16 protein-coding genes are annotated in these 15677 nt (G+C 64.7%); 8 read left to right on the forward strand and 8 right to left on the reverse strand.

Going from position 1 to position 15677, the window contains the following annotated elements:
- Positions 1 to 68: 68 nt before the first annotated feature.
- The 3 genes from AC0L3U_RS32230 to AC0L3U_RS32240 all read right to left on the reverse strand — a co-directional run bounded on the left by AC0L3U_RS32230 (position 69) and on the right by AC0L3U_RS32240 (position 1728).
- A complete protein-coding gene (locus AC0L3U_RS32230; protein WP_085353019.1) occupies positions 69 to 659 on the reverse strand; it encodes an NADPH-dependent FMN reductase in 591 nt (196 codons plus the stop codon).
- Between the two features lie 54 nt (positions 660 to 713).
- Positions 714 to 917 (reverse strand): hypothetical protein, encoded by a 204-nt coding sequence (locus AC0L3U_RS32235; RefSeq protein ID WP_007591770.1) that lies wholly within the window; start codon positions 915 to 917, stop codon positions 714 to 716.
- Between the two features lie 133 nt (positions 918 to 1050).
- Positions 1051 to 1728, reverse strand: a complete 678-nt coding sequence (locus AC0L3U_RS32240; protein ID WP_027517616.1) for a nitroreductase — start codon at positions 1726 to 1728, stop codon at positions 1051 to 1053.
- 131 nt (positions 1729 to 1859) lie between these two features.
- Here AC0L3U_RS32240 and AC0L3U_RS32245 point away from each other — a divergent pair, with 131 nt between their 5' ends.
- The gene (locus tag AC0L3U_RS32245) at positions 1860 to 2822 is read left to right on the forward strand and encodes an alpha/beta hydrolase (protein ID WP_473364409.1); all 963 of its coding nucleotides are present in this window, start codon (positions 1860 to 1862) and stop codon (positions 2820 to 2822) included.
- Positions 2823 to 2868: 46 nt separating this feature from the next.
- On the opposite strand, the gene AC0L3U_RS32250 is transcribed toward AC0L3U_RS32245, so the two are convergent.
- On the reverse strand, positions 2869 to 3240 hold the full coding sequence (locus tag AC0L3U_RS32250; RefSeq protein ID WP_473364410.1) for a nuclear transport factor 2 family protein: 372 nt from the start codon (positions 3238 to 3240) through the stop codon (positions 2869 to 2871).
- A 188-nt stretch (positions 3241 to 3428) separates the two neighbouring features.
- Between AC0L3U_RS32250 and AC0L3U_RS32255 the strand changes: the two genes are divergently transcribed.
- Positions 3429 to 3887 (forward strand): TetR/AcrR family transcriptional regulator, encoded by a 459-nt coding sequence (locus AC0L3U_RS32255; RefSeq protein ID WP_473364411.1) that lies wholly within the window; start codon positions 3429 to 3431, stop codon positions 3885 to 3887.
- A 25-nt stretch (positions 3888 to 3912) separates the two neighbouring features.
- Here the strand turns inward: AC0L3U_RS32255 and AC0L3U_RS32260 are convergent, their stop codons facing one another.
- Entirely contained in the window at positions 3913 to 4377 is a 465-nt protein-coding gene (locus tag AC0L3U_RS32260) for a cupin domain-containing protein (RefSeq protein ID WP_473364412.1), read from the reverse strand.
- A gap of 204 nt (positions 4378 to 4581) precedes the next feature.
- Here AC0L3U_RS32260 and AC0L3U_RS32265 point away from each other — a divergent pair, with 204 nt between their 5' ends.
- A complete protein-coding gene (locus tag AC0L3U_RS32265) occupies positions 4582 to 4830 on the forward strand; it encodes a hypothetical protein (RefSeq protein ID WP_456764594.1) in 249 nt (82 codons plus the stop codon).
- A gap of 223 nt (positions 4831 to 5053) precedes the next feature.
- Entirely contained in the window at positions 5054 to 6145 is a 1092-nt protein-coding gene (locus AC0L3U_RS32270; protein WP_473364413.1) for a type II asparaginase, read from the forward strand.
- Between the two features lie 14 nt (positions 6146 to 6159).
- Here AC0L3U_RS32270 and AC0L3U_RS32275 read toward each other — a convergent pair whose 3' ends face one another.
- Positions 6160 to 7035, reverse strand: coding sequence for an MBL fold metallo-hydrolase (locus tag AC0L3U_RS32275; protein WP_473364414.1), 876 nt, complete (start codon positions 7033 to 7035; stop codon positions 6160 to 6162).
- 126 nt (positions 7036 to 7161) lie between these two features.
- Here AC0L3U_RS32275 and AC0L3U_RS32280 point away from each other — a divergent pair, with 126 nt between their 5' ends.
- The gene (locus tag AC0L3U_RS32280; protein WP_473364415.1) at positions 7162 to 8145 is read left to right on the forward strand and encodes a glycerophosphodiester phosphodiesterase family protein; all 984 of its coding nucleotides are present in this window, start codon (positions 7162 to 7164) and stop codon (positions 8143 to 8145) included.
- Here the strand turns inward: AC0L3U_RS32280 and AC0L3U_RS32285 are convergent.
- Entirely contained in the window at positions 8142 to 9764 is a 1623-nt protein-coding gene (locus tag AC0L3U_RS32285; RefSeq protein WP_473364416.1) for an ABC-F family ATP-binding cassette domain-containing protein, read from the reverse strand. The two genes, AC0L3U_RS32280 and AC0L3U_RS32285, sit on opposite strands and share 4 nt — an antisense overlap.
- Positions 9765 to 9885: 121 nt before the next feature.
- Positions 9886 to 11493 carry a multicopper oxidase family protein gene (locus AC0L3U_RS32290; RefSeq protein WP_473364417.1) on the reverse strand — a complete coding sequence of 536 codons (1608 nt, stop codon included), beginning with the start codon at positions 11491 to 11493 and terminating at the stop codon, positions 9886 to 9888.
- Between the two features lie 235 nt (positions 11494 to 11728).
- Between AC0L3U_RS32290 and AC0L3U_RS32295 the strand changes: the two genes are divergently transcribed.
- Genes AC0L3U_RS32295 through AC0L3U_RS32305 form a run of 3 tightly spaced genes read left to right on the forward strand, consistent with a single transcriptional unit; the run spans position 11729 to position 15647 of the window.
- A complete protein-coding gene (locus AC0L3U_RS32295; RefSeq protein WP_473364418.1) occupies positions 11729 to 14500 on the forward strand; it encodes a xanthine dehydrogenase family protein molybdopterin-binding subunit in 2772 nt (923 codons plus the stop codon).
- Entirely contained in the window at positions 14497 to 15021 is a 525-nt protein-coding gene (locus AC0L3U_RS32300) for a (2Fe-2S)-binding protein (protein WP_473364419.1), read from the forward strand. Before AC0L3U_RS32295 ends, AC0L3U_RS32300 begins: the two co-directional genes overlap by 4 nt.
- 8 nt (positions 15022 to 15029) lie before the next feature.
- Positions 15030 to 15647, forward strand: coding sequence for an Isoquinoline 1-oxidoreductase subunit (locus tag AC0L3U_RS32305; RefSeq protein ID WP_473364420.1), 618 nt, complete (start codon positions 15030 to 15032; stop codon positions 15645 to 15647).
- The last annotated feature ends 30 nt before the right edge of the window (positions 15648 to 15677 follow it).

Consider the following 15677-nt stretch of genomic DNA (forward strand, 5'->3'; position numbering starts at 1 on the left):
CCGGGAATCGTGCCGCAAACACCGACGGCCCCCGGATTGCGCTGCGCTCCATCCGGGCTACGGGACCGTCAATAAGGCGGCGCCTTGCGCGCCCGCTGCGCCTTGGCCGCCTCGATCCACCAGGCGAGATCGTCGGCGAAGCGCGGGAATGAACGTTCGAGCGCCTTGCCGCCCTCGCCGATCGGTTCACCCGCCTCCGACAGCGTCTGTGCGATCGGGCCGACGCCGATGGTGCTCGACACCACCACCATGCCCATCTCCGACAACGTGCCGTGCCAGGCGGTCGAGGCACGCGCGCCGGACAGGCGGCCAGCCGAATAGCTCACGATCGCGGCCGGACGCCAGAACCACTCCTCGAGGAAGTGGTCAGTGAGATTTTTCAGGCCTGGTTGAATGCCCCAATTGTATTCGCCGGTGACGAAGACAAAGCCATCGGCGCCGCGGATCTCTCCGGCCAGCTTCTCCAGCGCCTCGGGTGCGGAGCCCTTGGGATATTCCTTGTACATGCGATCGAGCATCGGCAGGCCGATCGCCTTGGCGTCGATGAACACGACGTCGTCGCCGCGGGCGCGCAGGCGATCGATGACGAAATTCGCAAGGCGGATGCCCATGCGGTCGGAACGGTAGGAACCGTAGAGGACGAGGATGCGATTGCTCATAGGCGGCAGTCTAGCACGAGTGAGGAGGCTCGGAGCGGCTTCCCTTGCGGCGTCTCAGTGCGCGGCGCGATGTCTGGTGCGGCGCGGAACGGTCCGGCAGGCGAGCCCTTCGGCCAGCAGCTTCATGTCCTCGTGCCGGCCGCTACGGATCATCCGGCCGAACTCTTCGGGTGTGAAAGGAAGACTTGGATCATCATCGATCGGACGCCGCACTCGCGGGCCGAAGAACCGTCGAACCAGGCTAGCGAGCCGCCGCATGTCAATTCCCTCGCGCCAGCATCAAACCTTTCAGTCCGTACATTGTTCCTCCTGCACGATAGAGATTGCAAGAGGCCGCCAAGGGGTCCGCACCAAAAAAATTCCGGCGAGAGAATAATCTCCTCTGCCTGCGTTACTCGGCGAATCCGACGTAGCGCACGAAATCGTCGTTGCCCTCGCGATCGGAGCGAACGGCGTTCGCGGCAAAGTTGTCGTCGGGATAGCCCATCGCGACGCAGGTCATGATCACCTCGTCCTCCGGAATGTTTGCGACCTCGCGCACGATGTCGGAACGCATGATGCCCTGCCCGTTGATCACCGAACCGAGACCACGGTCCCAGGCCGCGAGCACGATGCCGTAGCAGAGCGCGCCCAGGTCGAAATGGCAGACCGCGCCGGGATCGAGCACGCGGTCATAGGTCAAGACCAGCGAGACCGGCGCGTCGAACTGGCGGAAGCCGCGCAGCACCCAGTCCTGGCGCATCGGCTTGTCGTCGCGCGCGATCCCCATCGCGCCGAACAGTTTCTTGGCGACGTCGACTTGCCGGGTGCGGTGCACGCCCTGGTATTCGCCGTGGCTGACGATGTCGCGCTTGACCTTGGCGCCGGCAACCATCTCCTCCATGTTGCGTCGGCGCAGCTGTTCCAGCGGACCGCCTGTGAGCACGTGGACATGCCAGGGCTGGGTGTTCATCGACGACGGCGCACGCTTGGCGCTGTCGATGATCGCCTCGATCACCGCGCGCGGCACCGGCTCGTTCCTGAAGCCGCGCACGCTGCGGCGCGACTGGACCAGCGTTTCGAATTCCACCTCAAGACCTCCCTGCCCGTTCATCCCGTGGCATTGCATTCCCCGGCATCGCCACATGCGAGCGGTTGCCGATGCGGCGCGCAATATCTATGCTAACCCGCAAGCAAGACCAAGAACCGTGTGAGGATTCCATGGCCGTACCGCTCGATCCCGTCATCGCCCAGATCATTCCACTGCTGCCGATGCGCGATGCCACGACGATGACGCCACAGAGCGCCCGCGATTCCTTGCGCGCACTGGCTGCCTCGCGCGCGGCCATAGCGCCGCCACCGGTCGACATCGTCGCGGATATCAAGGTGAAAGGTGGCGCCGGACCGCTCGATGCACGTGTCTACCGGGCCGGCACCACGCCGGCACCTACCGTGGTGTTCTTCCATGGCGGCGGCTGGGTCGCGGGCGACCTCGAGACCCACGACCGGCAGGCACGCAACCTTGCGATCGAGACCGGCGCGGTCGTCGTCTCCGTCGACTATCGCCGCCCGCCCGAAACGCGCTTTCCCGGCGCGTTCGAGGATGCCTTTGCCGCGGTCCGCGACGTGTTTGGCCGCGTCGCGGAATTTGGCGGCGATGCAAAACGCCTCGGCGTTGCCGGCGACAGCGCCGGCGGCAATCTCGCCGCCACCACCGCGATCGCCTGCCGCGACGCCGGCATCAAGCTTGCCGCGCAACTGCTGGTCTACCCCGTGACCGACGTCCTCGGCAGTTATGCGGACGCGCGCGAAAACGCACGCTTCCCCTCGCGCGCCGAGAATGCCGAAGGCTACTTCCTCTCACGCGCCGTGATGGAGTGGTTCTGCGGCCATTATCTTGCCGATCCCTCGCACGCCACCGACTGGCGCGTTTCACCGCTGCGCGCGACTTCGCTCGCCGGCGTCGCGCCCGCGATCGTCACCACGGCCTGGTTCGATCCTCTGCGCGACGAGGGCGCAGCCTATGCACGGGCGCTGGAAGCCGCCGGTGTGCCGGTAAAGCACCATGAAGGCCCCGGCCTGATCCACGGCTATTTCGGCCTCGGCGACGCCTCCGAGATGGCGCGAGCCGAAGCGCGGCGCGCACGCGCGGACTTCAAGGCACTTCTCGCGCGCGGCGTATGAGGACGATGTCAGGAGCGGCAGGATCGACCGCCGCGCCGGCCGGCGTTCAGGCCTTCGCAGCGGGCACGTCGAAGAAGCCGGTCGCCTGAACGAGGCGGCCATCGTCGCCGAAGCGGCCAAAACTCTCGCCCGTGACGAACACGCGACCGGCGCCGTCATACATGGTCCAGCGAAAAAGCCCCTGATCATGGTGCTCGAGGAAGCTGTCATTCCTGAAATGCGCGCCAGGAAACTTAAGCTGGGTTTGACCGATGCGCGCCATCAAGGCGTCACGTCCCTCAATCTGCGAGCCCGGATCGGTATAGACGCAGTCCGCGGCCACGCTTTGCTCGAGCAGCCGACGCCGCTCGTCCTCATCGATGGGTCCCCACGCCGCCTGATAGGTGTTCCAGGTCATCAGTCGCGCTTCATCGTTCATCTCGCAGAACCTCTCGTGGCCTCATGCCGCTTCCGTCAAATTGACAATTATTGATATTTTGTCAGTATGGCCGACGTTCCGTTCCGACGCCCGTGAGGCTCATGGCTCGTTCTAGCATTTCGAAAGAGGAGCGTGCCGTCGCGGCTGCAACGGAGGTCTTCGCCCGCTACGGCCATGCCCGCACGACGATGGGCGACATCGCCGCCAAGGCGGGAATGTCGCGGCCGGCGCTCTATTTGCTCTTCCCCGACAAGGACGCTGTGTTCGCGGCGGTGATCCAGCGAATGGACGAGCAGAAGCATCAGGAGATCAGGGCCGCAATCGCGCGGCTCGACGGCCTTCACGCCAGGCTGCTCCACGCCTGTAAATCCTGGGGATCGCATGGCTTCGACCTGATCGAGGCGCACCCCGATTCGGCAGATCTCTTCGACCTCCGTTTCCCGGCAGTTCGGAAGGTCTACGACAACTTCCAGTCTTTGGTCGCCGACCTCATCCGCAATCAGGTTAAGGCCGCTGGGATCGCGGACGATGCTGGCACGATGCCTGGTGTTCGGCATGCGGGGATTGCGCGAAACCGCCAGGAACGGCAAGGAAATGCGGCGGCTGATCGCCGTTCAGGTCACCGTGCTCGTCAGAAGCATCGATGATGGCACTTGAACTGCGAAGAGCCGCCTATCTCCCCGCCCGTTGCGCGTCGGTGTGCCCCCATGTTTGGTCCCAATCCTGACCGGCGGCATCGACGACACGGCCGTCGGCTTCGAAGAACTTGTTCGGCACCTGGAAGATCGCCAGGATCAGGGCGCCCTCCGGGCACCAGGCAGCATGCCGGCTGCCCGCCTCGCGCCAGATGAATTCGCCGGCCTTGCAGGCAATCCCCTTGGCCGGCCCTTCGCTGTCGACGAGAGCGCCCTCGATGACATAACTCTGCTCGACGCCGACATGCTCGTGATCGGGCAGCACCGATCCCGGCGCAAAGCGCATCAACGCGGTCATCAGACCGCTGCTGCGATCGAACAGCAGCGTCTTGGCCTCGCAGCCGGGAAAGCGCGTCTTCTGCCATTCCATGTCTTGCGGCCGAACCAGGTGAGAATGCCGGTCGGAAGCGGCATCCGGCATGTTCGCAATCAGGGTCTCCATCACGATGCTCCCTTCGGCTAAACTCGCCCGAAGCTAGCAGGATCGCCCGTCCCGGTCAGCGAGCAGTGCAGCAGGCCGTCGGCCCTTTCGTACCCGCGGTCGGAAAATCGCCAGGAAGACCGGGCGGCAGGCGCTCATGCAGCTTGATTGCGCCACGATTCCCGGCTCCAATCCGCGCGCCATTTCTGGTTTAGGGAGACAATCATGATGAAGCGGATTTTCCTGGCTGCGATCGTTGCCACGTTTGCGGCGGGTTCGGCCTTCGCGGAGGACACCTGCGAAAGCAAGGCCGTCGGCAAGGACGGCAAGGCCCTGGCTGGCGCCGCCAAGACCTCGTTCATGAAGAAGTGCAAGGCCGACGCCTGCGCGCCGAAGGCCGTCAGCGCCGAGGGCAAGCCGCTCGCCGGCGCCGCCAAGAACAGCTTTATGAAGAAGTGCGAGATGGGCGCGTAAGGCGCCGCGAATTCACTGCTGCTTTAGCGAGCAATCGCCAGACGAACTGCCACATGGCCGGGCCTGTCCCGGCCATTCGCGTGCGTGTTTCTGTGTACCGGTTTCCAGACCAAATCATCCGAAAGCAGCGTCGCCCTAGACAGGAGCTCTCGACTGACCGATCATGCGGTGCTGAGCGAAGCGGGGCGCATCGATAAGGCTTTCTATGAAAGGGAACGTCAAGATGTGGCAACCTCGAGTGCGTCATCACTTCATCGCGGCAATGAGCTTGCTCTTCGCGCTGCTCATCGGACTTGAAGCCGCGAACGCGCGGGGCCCGGGACTGCCCAACGTCATGGTGCTCGCAACCGGCGGCACGATCGCCGGCAGCGGAGCGAGCAGCACCACCGTGGTCGGTTACACCGCTGCCACGGTAGGCATTGAGACCCTCCTGAACGCCGTCCCCGAACTGAAAACAGTGGCTAACGTCAAAGGCGAGCAGGTTTTCCAGATCGCCAGCGAGAACATGAACAATGACTACTGGCTCAAGCTCGCAAAGCGCGTCAACACGCTGCTCGCACAGGACGACGTCGATGGCATCGTGATCACGCACGGGACCGACACGATCGAGGAAACCAGCTATTTCCTGGACCTCGTTGTCAAGAGCAAGAAACCTGTCGTCGTCGTCGGCGCGATGCGGCCGTCGACGGCGATCAGCGCGGACGGGCCGATCAACCTCTTCAACGCGGTGATCCTCGCGGGTAGCGACGAGGCTGTCGGCAAGGGCGTGCTCGTTGCTCTCAACGATCAGATCAACGCGGCTCGCGATGTCACCAAGAACAACACCTCGACGGCAGACACCTTCCGCACGCCTGAACTCGGCTTTCTCGGCTACATGCAGGGCAACAAGCCGTTCTTCTATCGGCAATCGACGCGCCGGCACACCGCGGACTCCGAATTCGACGTCTCCAGCCTCGATGTCCTGCCGCAAGTCGACATCGTCTACGGCTACGCCAACATGAACCGGGTTGCGATCGACGCGTTTGTCGCCGCCGGGGCCAAGGGGATCGTGCATGCCGGCGTCGGGGACGGCAGCCTGGCTCGGCCCGCAGTCGAGCCGGCGCTCGACGAGGCCCGCAAGAAGGGTGTCGTGATCGTGCGCAGCAGCCGTGTCGGCAACGGCATCGTCGCGCGCAATGGCGAGGCCAAGGACGACGAGCACGACTTCGTCGTCTCGGATACGCTTAATCCTCAAAAGGCGCGTATTCTGCTGATGCTGGCGCTGACCAAGACGACCGACACCAAGGAAATCCAGCGGATGTTCTACACTTACTAGAGCGTCCGTTCGACCTACTCCCGCTTGAAACGGTAGTCAAAGGCGGCGCCGAACGGCTTGATCAGTCCGACCGTCGGCGCCGGAAAATGGACAGGCAGGATCAGCGTGTCGGTGTCGGCGACGGAAGCAAAAAACTTTCGCCGCGACACCGCCGACTGCTTCGCATCCCAATCCGGCTTGGCCGACCAATCCGGCTCGCGGCACTGGATCTGGTGATGCATAAGATCGCCGGCGACCACCGCGCGTTGCCCCTTGGAGAAAATGTTCACGCAGCAATGGCAGGGCGAATGCCCCGGCGTCGGCGTCAGCGTGACGGTGTCATCGAGCGCGTAGTCGTCATCGACCAGCAGCGCTTGGCCTGCCTCGACGATCGGCAGGCAATTGTCGCGAAACACGGTACCGGGCGGGTTGCTGCCCTTGGCGTGCTCGGCCTCCCAGGCCGCATATTCACCCTTGTGGAAGACGTATTTCGCATTCGGAAAAGTCGGCACCCAACGGCCGTCGCGCAAGGTCGTATTCCAGCCGGTGTGATCGATATGCAGATGCGTGCAGAAGACGTAGTCGATCTGCTCGAAAGAGATGCCGAGCGCGAACAGCTCGTTGCGCCAGCGCGCCTTGCCGGGAAAATCGAACGGCGGCGGATGGCCCTTGTCCTCGCCGGTGCAGGTATCGACCAGGATGGTGTAGCGCGGCGTGCGCACCACGAAGGTCTGATAGGTGATCACCATCATGCCGCGCGCGGCGTCGAACACCTCAGGCTCCATCGTCGGCAGATGGTGCCTGAACACGCCCTCGTCATAGGCCGGGAAAAAATCCTGCGGCCGCCGCCACGGCCCCTCCCGCTCGATCACCGCGTCAATGGTGATGTCGCCGATCCGCAGCTGCTTCATGCGCGTTCCGCTCCCGATTTTTGAAGCAGCGTAGCGGGCGCCGTCGGACGGTTCAAGCCGGACGGCGATTGCCGCAAATCAACCCCAAACGCCGCCGACGGTGATCACGGAATGGGGGAGGAATCGGTGGGCACGAAACTGAGAGTCGCCACGGCCGCCATCATCGCCGTCGCATTGGGCGTCTACGTCAACAACACGAGTCTGCTGGCGCGTCGTCCTGATGGCAAGCCAGTGCTGCTTGCCCATCGCGGCATGGCGCAGCGCTTCGATGAGCGCGATGTGAGGAACGACACCTGCACCGCCGCAAGAATGTTGCAGCCGACACACGATTATCTGGAGAACACCATACGTTCGATGCGAGCAAGCTTCGACGCCGGCGCAGATGTGGTCGAGCTCGACGTGCACCCGACCACCGACGGCGAGTTCGCCGTATTCCATGACTGGACGCTCGATTGCCGCACTGATGGCCACGGCGTGACGCGCGAGCAAAGCATGGCGAGGCTGAAGCTGCTCGACATCGGCTATGGTTACACCGCCGACGGCGGCAAGACGTTTCCGTTTCGCGGCAAAGGCATCGGGATGATGCCGACATTGTCGGAGGTGTTCGCCGACTTCCCTGACAAGAAGCTCCTCATCAACGTGAAGAGCCGCGACGCGTATGAAGGCGAGAAACTTGCCACGGTGTTGAACGCGCTGCCGGCCGAGCGCCGCCGGACGATCATGGTTTATGGGGGCGACGAGCCCATCGACATGATCCGTCGCCTTACCCCGGAAGTTCGCACGATCTCGCGCGCGGCAATCCGAAGCTGCCTGATCGGCTATCTCGGCTACGGCTGGACCGGCTTGGTGCCGGCAGCCTGTCGGAACGCGATGGTGCTGGTGCCGATCAATATCGCGCTCTTTCTATGGGGCTGGCCTGACCGCTTCCTCGCGCGCATGGAGGGCGCAAACAGCGCAGTGTTCGTGCTCGGTCCCTACAGTGGAGGCGAATTCTCCACCGGCGTCGATACGCCCGAGCTCTTCGCCCGGCTCCCGCAAGGCTATTCCGGCGGGATCTGGACCAACGAGATCGAGGCGATCGCCACGATCGCGGGCAAGGACAAGAACTAGCTCCGCAATCCCGGCGCTTCCTGCCCCGTGCGCGCGACATATTCGGTATAGCCGCCGCCGAACTGGTGGATGCCCTCGGGCGTCAGCTCCAGCACGCGGTTCGACAGGACGCTGAGAAAATGCCGATCATGCGAGACGAACAGCATGGTGCCCTCGAAATCCGACAGCGCCGCGATCAGCATCTCCTTGGTGGCGAGGTCGAGATGGTTGGTCGGCTCGTCCAGCACCAGAAAGTTCGGAGGATCGAACAGCATCTTGGCCATCACCAGGCGCGCCTTCTCGCCGCCCGAGAGCACACGGCAGCGCTTCTCGACGTCGTCGCCGGAGAAGCCGAAGCAGCCGGCGAGCGCGCGCAAGGAGCCCTGCCCCGCGGTCGGAAACGCATATTCGAGTGACTCGAACACCGTCTGCTCGCCGTCGAGCAAATCCATCGCATGCTGCGCGAAATAGCCCATCTTGACGCTGCCGCCGACCGCCACGGTGCCGTCGTCCGGCTCGCTCGCACCCGCGACGAGCTTGAGCAGTGTCGATTTTCCGGCGCCGTTGACGCCCATCACGCACCAGCGTTCTCGGCGGCGGATCATGAAATCGAGCCCGTCATAGATCCGCTTGCTGCCGTAGCCCTTGAACACCTTCTTGAGCGCAACGACGTCCTCGCCCGACCGCGGCGCCGGCGGAAAGTCGAATGCCACCGTCTGGCGGCGGCGCGGCGGCTCGACCCGCTCGATCTTGTCGAGCTTCTTCACCCGGCTCTGAACCTGAGCCGCATGAGATGCGCGCGCCTTGAAACGCTCGATGAACTTGATCTCCTTGGCGAGCATGGCCTGCTGGCGCTCGAACTGCGCCTGCTGCTGCTTCTCGCTCAGTGCCCGCTGCTGCTCGTAGAACTCGTAATTGCCGGCGTAGGTGGTGAGCGATCCGGAATCGATTTCGACCACTTTCGAAATCACGCGGTTGATGAACTCGCGATCATGCGAGGTCATCAGCAGCGTGCCTTCGTAGTCGTGCAAGAACTTCTCCAGCCAGATCAGGCTTTCGAGATCGAGATGGTTGCTCGGCTCGTCGAGCAGCATGACATCGGGACGCATCAGGAGAATACGCGCCAGCGCCACGCGCATCTTCCAGCCGCCGGAGAGCTTGCCGACGTCGCCGTCCATCATCTCCTGGCTGAAGCCAAGGCCGGACAGCGCCTCGCGCGCGCGGCCGTCGAGCGCATAGCCGTCGAGCTCCTCGAACGTGTGCTGCACCTCGCCGTAGCGGGCGATGATCTCGTCCATCTGGTCGGCCTTATCAGGATCGGCCATCGCGGTCTCGAGCTCGTGCAGCTCGGCCGCCACCGCACTCACCGGCCCAGCCCCGTCCATGACCTCGGCCACGGCGCTGCGGCCGGCCATCTCGCCGACGTCCTGGTTGAAATAGCCGATGGTGATGCCGCGATCGGTCGAGACCTGCCCCTCATCGGGCGGTTCCTCGCCGGCGATCATCCGGAAGAGCGTGGTCTTGCCGGCGCCGTTCGGGCCAACGAGGCCGATCTTCTCGCCCTTGTTGAGGGCGGCGGACGCTTCGATGAACAGGATCTGGTGGCCGGCTTGCTTGCTGACGTTGTCGAGGCGGATCATGGGGTCTTTTTGGGGGATTGTTGCGTTGCAGCGTCATAGGCCATGCGGGCCGTCAGGGGAAGCCCGGCCGGACCCGGATCAGCCCCGCGCGCCGCCGAATTCGCCCAATTCGACCCGCAGCTTAAGCCTTGTAGACCTCCACGGTCTGCATCATGCCCATCTCCTCATGGTTCATCATGTGGCAGTGAAGCATGTAGACTCCGGTGAAATCGATGAAGCGGGAGCGGAACACGACCACGCCGCCCTTGCGCTCCACGATCACGGAATCCCGCCATTCCGGCACCGCCAGCGCCTTGCCATTGGCCGAGATCACCTGGAACGGGTTGGTATGGATGTGGAACACGTGGTCGTCATGCTCATGCGTGTTCACGATGGTCCACTCCTCGACCGCGCCGAGCTTCACCCGCTGATCGATGCGGCCGGGGTCGAACTTCTTGCCGTCGACGAAGAACTCGAATTCCTGCCAATGGCCGGCGGCATCGGCCTCCGGCGCGGTGGCCGACAGCACCACCTTGCGGCGGTTGGTGATCTCGGAGTCCTTGATGGTCGCGAGCGGCGCCGGCGGCAAAGCGCGCGGCAGCTTCATGTCCATCGGCGCGCCTGACACCACGACCCGCGCCAGCGGTCCCACCGGCGAAGGATGGCCCTGGTCGTACTGCGCCGCGTTGAAGGCGTAGGTGCCGGGGCTCCCTGCCTTCACCAGAATGTCGGCGCGCTGGCCGGGCGCGATCAGGATCTGCTTGAGCGGCTGCATGGCGCCGAGCTGGATGCCGTCATAGGCGATCGCTTGCAGATCGTGCTTTTCCAGGTCGAGCAGCATGTCGTCCTGATAGGCGGCATTGAGGATGCGCCAGCGCTGCACCTCGCCGGGCCGCATCTCGATCATTGGCCGGCGCTGGCCGTTAATGGCGAGAAAGCGCGTCGCAGTCTCGGGAAACAGCGTCTCGAAATTCTCGACCATGCCGTTGGCATCGTAGACCACCTGGGTCAGCACCATGAGGCGCTCGCGGGCGGTCGCGATCTCCGGAACGTCGGCGAAATCGCCCTCGATGACGATGGCGCCGACCATGCCGGAGGACATCTGGATATCGGCGCTGCCGTGGTGATGCGGGTGATACCAGTAGGTGCCCCTGGTGTGATCGGCCGGCAGGGTGATTTCGATGTTGTAGCTGCGGCCCGGAGCCATCGAGCGCATGACGTTGTCGGAAATCCCGCTCGGGCTGGTATGCGCGCCGTGGAAATGGAAATTGGTGTTGTTGAACTGGTGCGGATGGCTGATGTCGGCCGGCAATCCATCGCGGTTCGGCGGCAAATCGTTGATCATCTTGATGCGCAGCGTATCGCCGGGCTTCATGCGCAAGGTCGGGCCGGGGCTGCCGCCTTCATAGGATCTGACGTAGAGCCGGACGCCGCCGATCTGGCGATAGGCGTAGCCGACGCGCAACGTCGTGCTCAGCACGCCATTGACGGACCGCCGCACCTCGGGCTCGACCAGCGCTTGGTCCATAGCGGGAACGGGCGTTTCAGCGACCATCCCCATGGTCGGCGACATGTCCGCGGTGTGGGACGTGCCCGCATGGTCGTGCACGGCGTGCTGGGCATTCGCTGCACCTGCGAACAGGGACAACGCGCCCGCTTTGAGACCGCAATCCAGCAATTGGCGGCGCGACAATGTCGTCGTGCCCATGGTGCTGGTGACTGAAGACGCACCGTTCGGATCGTGCTGCATTTGAATTGCGCCCCCTGTTGCCGGACCGTCTTCCGTTCGATTCGACTCTAAAGCAAGCACGAAACCACAATTCGATCTGCGAGCGCACGACATTCAGCGGTTGTAAACCTCCTCACCCGTTCTATCGTCGCATGATGCATCGTGACGGATTCGCGCTGGCGCTCGCCTATGCCCTCTGGACATCACATGCTGGCCGCATCCCGATGTTCTCGAAACTCTGTACAAGGATATGATCATGGGGCCTTCGCGACGTGAGTTCGTGAAGTGGTTGTCGGCGGGAGGCATCTCGGTCAGCCTGTCACATCTGGCGTCCGCGGCGGGCGTGCCCTTCGCAGCGCACGAGACGCTGCCTGGACGCGGCAAGTTCAATCCCGCGACAATGGGCGCCGGCCGTGTCGACGGCGTCGCCAAGGTCACCGGCGCAAAACTTTACGCCTCCGACTTCCGCGCCAACGACCTGCCGGGCTGGCCGCAGGCCACCTCGCACGCCATCCTGGTCCGCGCCAACGATGCCACGCATGTCTATACCGGACTCGACCTCGCCCGGCTTGGCGGCGCGCTCAAGCCGTCGGTGGTGGTGACTGCCGCCGATCTCGATCGTATCGGGACGCAGGTGCCGGAATTCTATGCGGGCGACCTGTTCTGTCCGATCGGCAAGACACCGCTTTATCTCGGGCAGCCGGTCGCGCTTTTGATCTTCGAAAAGTTCGACGCCTTCGACCAGGCGCGTCTCGCGCTGCGCGACGGCACATTCGTCCAATTCGGTGAGGAGACCGGGCCTGTCGTCGTCCCGGATTACGGGGCCTTCCGCTTCACCCGCGTGGCAGGTCCCTCGCCTGACCAACCGGATGTCTATTCGCCGCTCCAGGCGGGTTGGGTCTCGCCCAAGAAGGTGCAGAGCGCGGCGCTGCCGGTGTGGTCGCCGCTCGCGAAGGACATGCCGGCGGACTACGCCAAGGCGGCGAAACATGGCGAGCAGATCCGCGCCGAGCTTGCCGCGGATGACGCCTCGATGCTGGTGCTCGACCGCGAGTTCGAGACGCAATCGGTCGACCCGATGTTCCTGGAGCCGGAATGCGGGCTCGCCTGGTACGACGGCAAGGGCGGCAATCTCGAACTGCTGCTCGGCGTCCAGTCGCCCTACGAGGCGGCGGAGTCGATCGCGCATCTGTTCGGCAAGGCCCGCGCGCCCTACAAGCCGGCGCACATCAACGCGCAGTTCGCCCATGTCGGCGGCGGCTTCGGTGGCCGCGATCACACGCCTTTCATTCTCTATGTTGCGCTCGCGGCGGTCTGCTTTCCCGGCAAGCCGGTGCGGCTGGCGCATGACCGCTACCAGCAATTTCAGGCCGGCATCAAACGCCACGCGATCAAGATGCGCTCGCGCATCGGCATCGATCGCGCGACCGGCAAGATCAAGGCGTTCGCTGCCGATCACGTGCTCGACGGCGGCGGGCTCGCCCATTTCTCGGCCAGCGTCGCCGTCGTCGCAGGCACCGGCGCGATCGGCATCTACGACATTCCGAAGGTCGATGTCAGGACCGTCGCGGTGCACTCGCGCGGCGTGAGCGCGGGCTCGATGCGCGGCTACGGCATCCTGCAAGCCATGACGGCGCTGGAGGTCCTGATCGACGAAGCGGCATCCGAGCTCAAGCACGATCCGATCGATTTCCGGCGGCGCAACGCGCTACCGCAGAACGGTCGGACCATGACGGGCAATCCCTACATCGTCTCGGTGCGCACGCCCGAAATCCTCGACAAGCTCGAGAAGCACCCGATCTGGCAGCAGCGGGCGCAGTTCAAGCAGACATCGTCGGATCGGCTGGTCGGCACCGGCGTTGCCTGCGTGACGAAAGACTATGGCTCCGGCGCGGACGGCTCGCTCGGACGCGTTGAGCTCGGCCCCGACGGCAAGATCGTCATCTTCTGCGATCATGTCGAGATGGGCAACGGCATCGGGACGGCGCTGGCCAACCGGGTCGCCGGCCATCTCGGCGCCATCGCCGACGAGGTCTCGGTCGCCCGCGTCGACAGCTATGACATGCTCGGGCTGGTCACATCCGGCGATCCCTCCACCATGGACCAGAAGACCCAGGATGCCGCGGAGAAAAACCCGCGCTGGGTGCCCGCGATCAGCTCGCCGACAAGCTCCTCGATCGGCGCGCATGTCGGCACGCATTCCGCCGCGGAAGCCGCCCGCGTGATTTTCCGCTTCGGCCTGTGGCCCGCGGCGCTTGAGCTGTGGCGCATCGCCAAGACTGATCCGCGCGCGGGGCAATGGGCCAGCGCAAGCTGGCAGAACGGCCAGCTCACCATGCCCGGCCTGGAGCCGCTCGCCCTCCCCGCGCTCGCGGCGACAGCTCATTCGCGCGGCTTCGTCACCGGTGCGGTTGCGCACAGCTTCTCGCGCTGGGCGTGGTCGCGGGCACGCTTCCCGCTGTCCGGCGAGCAATACCGCGCCGAGATCGACGCGCTGGCGATCCGCAAAGGCAACGGCAAATTCGCGCGGATCAACCGCACCAGCGTCAAGTTTCCGCCGACCGACAACAACCGGATCGGCACCGCCTACACCTCGATGTGCGGCACGGTCGTCCGCGTCGAGATCGAGCGCGCAACCGGGAGCTTGCGCATCGCCAAGGCCTATAGCGTGCTCGAATGCGGCACCGCGCTGGTGCCCGAGGTGGTGATGGGCCAGGCCCAGGGCGGCTTCGCCATGGGCGTCGGCTATGCGCTGCTCGAAACCCTGCCCCCGTTCGAGGGCGGGCCGGGCAACGGCGAATGGAATCTCGGGCGCTATCTGGTCGCACGCGGCTCCGACCTGCCGCTCCGCGATCTCGAGATCGAGATGCTGAAGCCGCAAACGGCGGACGAAGCGCCGAAGGGTATGGCGGAGGTCGTGATGATTCCGATCGTGCCGGCGCTGATCAACGCCATCCACGACGCCACCGGCCATCGCTTCCGCGCGCTGCCGGTCACCGCAAGCCTATTGAAGGGAGTGCTCGCGTGACGACCCTCAGCCTCACCATCAACGGCCAGAAGCACGGTCCGATGGACGTCCGCGACGATCTCTCGATGAACGATTTTTTGCGCGAGATGCTGGGCATGACCGGCACCAAGTTCGGCTGCGGCGCCGCGCAATGCCTGAGCTGCGCCGTCATCATCGATGCGCCCGACGGCACCAGCACCACCAGCCCGACCTGCGTCGCGCCCGCCGTGAATTTCGACGGCAAGTCGATCCGCACCGTCGAGGGGCACGCCAGGGACGGCGAGCTCTCGACCCTGCAAAAGGCCTTCATCGCGCATTTCGCCTTTCAGTGCGGCTATTGCACCGCCGGCTTCCTCAATGAGGGCCAGGTCCTGCTGGAGCGCCTGTCGCGGACACCGGTCGCGCGCGAGGCGCTGGAGCAGACCATCGCGGACGCGCTCGACGGTCATCTCTGTCGCTGCACCGGCTACATCAAATATCACGAGGCGGTGCGCGACGTGATCCTCGCCGACTCGAAGCGCTACCTCATGGCCACCAAGTGACACGCATCATGATCTCCGACGTGCGGTTCAAGATGATTGCCGTGGTCGCCGCCCTCGCCGGCAGTCTCGGTGCGGGCTACGCGGCGTCGGAGACGGCAAGCCACGCCCTCGCCTCGCCCGAGAGCTTTGCTTCGATCGGCGACACCGAAAAGCGTTCGGCCGCAATCTTCACCGAGCTCGGCAAGGTGCTGACGCATCCGCGCTGCACCAATTGTCATCCGGCCGGCGACAGGCCGCACCAGGGCGACAATGCCCGCCTGCATCAGCCGCCGGTCACGCGCGGCGCCGACGGCCATGGGCTCGAGGCGATGCGTTGCAACACCTGCCACCAGAAGGCCAATTTCGAGCCCGGCCGCATGCCCGGCCATCCCGACTGGCATCTCGCCCCGCGCGAGATGGCCTGGGAGGGCAAGACCGTCGGCGAGATCTGCGAGCAGATCAGGGATCCCGCGCGCAATGGCGGGCGCAAGGTGGAAGACCTGATCGACCATATCGGCAAGGACACCCTCGTCGGCTGGGCCTGGAAGCCTGGCTTCGGCCGCTCGCCCGTGCCGGGCACGCAAGCGCAGGCCGGCGCGCTGGTCGAGGCGTGGGTGAAGACGGGAGCGGCGTGTCCGGCGCCGTGACGACGTCGAAGCATGACGCAAAAGCTCCAG

Source organism: Bradyrhizobium sp. Kon69 (assembly GCF_055807515.1).